At 65.9% G+C, this 4,272-nt stretch carries 6 protein-coding genes; all 6 read left to right on the top strand.

Translation table 11 applies throughout. The features are described from left to right. Positions 1-1,172, top strand: a 1,172-nt coding sequence (locus tag JWQ89_RS20815) for a RelA/SpoT AH/RIS domain-containing protein (RefSeq protein WP_299644276.1), incomplete at its 5' end; no start/stop codon positions are given. Beyond that, positions 1,169-1,753 carry an orotate phosphoribosyltransferase gene (pyrE, locus tag JWQ89_RS20820; protein WP_299644278.1) on the top strand — a complete coding sequence of 195 codons (585 nt, stop codon included), beginning with the start codon at positions 1,169-1,171 and terminating at the stop codon, positions 1,751-1,753. The genes JWQ89_RS20815 and pyrE, both read left to right, overlap by 4 nt. Positions 1,754-1,949: 196 nt before the next feature. Further along, entirely contained in the window at positions 1,950-2,369 is a 420-nt protein-coding gene (gene acpS / locus JWQ89_RS20825) for a holo-ACP synthase (RefSeq protein WP_299644280.1), read from the top strand. A gap of 39 nt (positions 2,370-2,408) precedes the next feature. Further along, positions 2,409-3,161, top strand: coding sequence for a signal peptidase I (gene lepB / locus JWQ89_RS20830; protein WP_299644282.1), 753 nt, complete (start codon positions 2,409-2,411; stop codon positions 3,159-3,161). Continuing rightward, positions 3,161-3,865 carry a ribonuclease III gene (gene rnc, locus JWQ89_RS20835; protein WP_299644283.1) on the top strand — a complete coding sequence of 235 codons (705 nt, stop codon included), beginning with the start codon at positions 3,161-3,163 and terminating at the stop codon, positions 3,863-3,865. The genes lepB and rnc overlap by 1 nt, the downstream gene beginning before the upstream one ends. After that, on the top strand, positions 3,862-4,272 hold a 411-nt coding region (locus JWQ89_RS20840), incomplete at its 3' end, for a GTPase (protein WP_299644285.1). The genes rnc and JWQ89_RS20840, both read left to right, overlap by 4 nt.

Raw genomic sequence — 4,272 nt, forward strand, 5'->3', positions numbered from 1 at the left:
TGACGGCGGGGTCATCGACCGAGGATTTCCTCGAATACACCAAGCTCGAGCTGTTCCAGGACCAGGTGTTCTGCTTCACCCCGCGCGGCCGGCTGATCGCGCTGCCGCGGGGCGCGACGCCGATCGACTTTGCCTATGCGCTCCACACCGACATCGGGGATACCTGCGTCGGCGCCAAGATCAACGGCCAGATCGTGCCGCTGGTCACCCAGCTCCGGTCGGGCGACGAGGTCGAGATCATCCGCGACCAGAACCACCTGCCGCCCTCGAACTGGGAAACCATCGCCGCGACCGGCAAAGCACGCGCCGCGATCCGCCGTGCGGTGCGCCAGCAGGCCCAGGCGCGCGCCCATGCGCTGGGCGAGCACATGGTCTCGATCCTGCTCGAGCGTGAGGGCGCCAGCCTCGACGATGCCGAGTTCAAGGTGCTGGCCGAGGGACTGGGTCAGCCGGGCAAGCGCGAGCTGTTGATCGCACTTGGCGAGGGCAAGATCAGCGGCGAGGACCTCGACAGCCACGTAATGGACGTCAAGGGCATCAAGCGGCGGCGCAAGAAGATCGACCTGCCGACGCCCGACAAGGCGGAGGGCTGGTTCGCGCTCAAGGCCACCGACCTGTTCCGCTTCCGCGTCCCCGGCAATCCGCGTTCCGGCCCCAAGGCCAAGGCGGCGCTGGCGCAGCTCGATTTCAACACCGGCGTGGAGCTGTCGCCGGAGGGCGTGGTGCCGGGCGACCGGCTGGTGGGGATCATGACCCCCGATTCGCCGATCACCATCTATCCGATCCACTCCGATGCGCTGTCCGACCTCTACGACGGCGATGTCGCCTGGATTGACGTGCGCTGGGACATTGTCGGCCGCGAGGATCGCGACCACCAGTGCGTGATCTCGATGCACGCGCAGAACAAGCCCGGCTCGCTGGCGCAGATTTCGACGGTGATTGCCGCCTGCGAGGCCAACATCCATAATCTGGTGATGCGCATGGAATCGCCAGATTTCCACCGGTTCATCTTCCAGATCGAGGTCCGGGACCTTGCCCAGCTGACCGATGTGCTGAATTCGCTGAAGCTGGCGGCCGGCATCTCGGACGTGCAGCGCGCCACGGTGGCCGAGGCCCGGTCCCTGGACCGGCTGGAATGGACTGCGCCCGAACGGCAAGAGGAGCCCGCGTGACCACCGACGAAGTACTGGACCTGTTCCGCGAGAGCGGCGCGCTGCTCGAGGGACATTTCATCCTGTCGTCGGGCCTGCGCTCGCCGATCTTCTTGCAGAAGGCGCGGGTGTTCATGCACCCGGAGAAAGCCGAAAAGCTCTGCCGCGCGCTGGCCGGGAAAATCCGGGCGGCAGGCTATGGCGAGGTGAGCCAGATTGTCTCGCCGGCGGTGGGCGGCATCATTCCGGGCTATGAGACGGCGCGGCACCTGGGCGTGCCGGCGATCTATACCGAGCGGGTCAACGGGGTCTTCGAGCTGCGCCGCGGCTTCGAGCTGGCGCCGGGGGAGAAGGTGATCGTGGTCGAGGACATCGTCTCGACCGGGATCTCGATCCGCGAGTGCATAGAGGCGATCCGGAAGACCGGGGCGAACGTCGTGGCGGCCGCGTGCCTGATCGACCGCTCGGCCGGCGAGGCCGATGTCGGGGTGCCGCTGGTTTCCCTGGTGCAGTACAAGGTGCCGGCCTACCCGGCGGATGCGCTGCCGCCGGAACTGGCGAAGCTGCCGGCGGTGAAGCCGGGATCGCGGGGGCTGGCTTGATGAGCAACCTCGGCGTTCTTCCCTCTCCCCTTGAGGGAGAGGGTGCCCCGCGGAGCGGGGCGGGTGAGGGGAAGTCGCTCCTCGCTTCGCTCGGTTCGGGCATCGCGAGCGATGCCGACCCCTCATCCGGCGCTACGCGCCACCTTCTCCCTCAAGGGGAGAAGGAAGGGCGCGAGGGGCAGGAATGGGGGGCGACATGATCATCGGCCTTGGCAATGACCTGTGCGATATCGGCCGCGTCGAAAGGACGCTGGAGCGGTATGGGGAGCGCTTCACGCACAGGTGTTTCACCGAGATCGAGCGGCAGAAATCCGATCGGCGGGCACAGCGCGCAGCGTCATATGCAAAGCGCTTTGCGGCCAAGGAAGCCTGCTCGAAAGCGCTCGGGACCGGCCTTAGTTTCGGCGTTTATTGGCGCGACATGGGCGTCGTGAACCTGCCCTCCGGCAAGCCGACCATGAAGCTCACCAATGGCGCAGCCCGGATGCTGGAGCGACTTGTCCCGGCCGGGCACAGGCCACATATCCACCTGACCATTACGGACGACGGCGGCATGGCCCAGGCGTTCGTCATTATCGAGGCACTGCCGGTTGACCAAGCGGCACCCCTACCGTAACCACTTGGCCCTCAGCAGAGGCGAGAAATGAGCCAATCGATGTCGAAAGCCGAACTCAAGGCCGGCAAGAAGAAGAACGAGCTGCTTGAGACGATTATCGTCATCATCGAGGCGTTGGCGATCGCCCTGATCTTCCGCACGTTCCTCTACCAGCCGTTCTCGATCCCCACCGCTTCCATGCAGCCGACGCTGATGATCGGCGACTACTTCATCGCCAACAAGTGGGTCTGGGGCTACGGCAAGTACTCGTTCCCGGTGCCCCTGCCGTTCAACGGCCGCATCTTCGGCAGCCAGCCCAAGCAGGGCGACGTCGCGGTTTTCCGCAACGAGATCACCAACGAGGACTACATCAAGCGCGTGATCGGCATGCCCGGCGACCACATCCAGATGAAGGCCGGCCGGCTATACATCAACGGCAAGATGCTCGACCGCCAGAGGATCGGGACCGGCGAGGATACCGACAGCTACATGACCACCGTCCCGGTGACCCTCTATACCGAGACGCTGCCTGACGGCGTCAAGCACACCATCCAGGAAATCTCCGACGACCAGCCGCTCGATAACACGGCGGAATATGTCGTGCCCGCAGGCCACTACTTCATGATGGGCGACAACCGCGACCGTTCGGCCGACAGCCGGGTGCTGAGCCAGGTCGGCTATGTGCCGTTCGACGACTTCATCGGCAAGGCCGAGGCGCGGTTCTTCTCGATCACCAATAACCTGCCGCCGTGGCAGCTCTGGGAGTGGCCGGCCAACGTCCGTTGGGACCGGATGTTCCAGTCCGTGAACTGATGGCGAAGGGGCGCACGCACGACAAGCTCGAAGCACGTCTGGGATATCGGTTTGCCGACCCGGACCTGCTCGATCGTGCGCTGACCCACACCAGCGCCGTTTCGCCCGGCAAACGGATCGAGCGCTCCTACCAGCGGCTCGAATTCCTCGGTGACCGGGTGCTCGGGCTGGTGGTCGCCGACATGCTGTATCGGCGCCTGCCCAAGGCCAACGAGGGCGAGCTCTCCCGCTCGCTGAATACGCTGGTGCGGAAGGAAACCTGCGCCGCTGTCGCCCGCCAGCTCGACCTTGGCACCGAGATGAACCTCGGCGACAGCGAGGCGCGCACCGGCGGGGCGAACAAGGAGGCCATCCTCGGCGATATCGCCGAAGCGGTAATCGGCGCCATCTATTGCGATGGCGGACTGGGCCAGGCCTATGAAGTCGTCGAACGGCTGTTCGGCGACCAGCTCGACCAGGCCGGAACGGTCCGCGCCGACCCCAAGACTACGCTGCAGGAATGGGCGCAGGGCAGGGGCCTCGAGCCGCCGCTCTATGCCGAGATCGAGCGCACCGGCCCCGACCACGCGCCCGAATTCACCATCGCCGTCCGGCTGGGCGAGTTCCCCGCCATCACCGCAACCGGCCCGTCCAAAAAACTCGCCGAGCACAAGGCCGCCGAAGCCTTTCTCTTCCGCGAGAAGGTCTGGCGCGACACGCTATGACCGACGAAAACGAAATCCCCGAAGCGACCGCCATGCCGCTCGCCGGCGAAAATACCCGCTGCGGCTTCGTCGCGCTGGTCGGCGCCCCCAATGCCGGCAAGTCGACACTGCTCAATTCGCTGGTCGGCGCCAAGGTGTCGATCGTCACGCACAAGGCGCAGACCACCCGGTCGCAGATCCGCGGTGTCGTCACCGAAGGCGACGGGCAGGTGGTGTTCATCGACACCCCGGGCATCTTCGCTCCCAAGCGCCGGCTCGACCGCGCCATGGTCGATGCGGCCTGGACCGGCGCCGGCGACGCCGACTTCGTGGCGCTGATCGTCGATGCCGAGCGCGGCGTGACGCCGGAACTCGAGTCGCTGCTTGAGGGGCTCGAGAAGGTGCCGCACGACAAGGTGCTCGTGCTC

Origin of the sequence: Devosia sp. (genome assembly GCF_028290645.1) — a bacterium.
Lineage (GTDB): Bacteria > Pseudomonadota > Alphaproteobacteria > Rhizobiales > Devosiaceae > Devosia_A.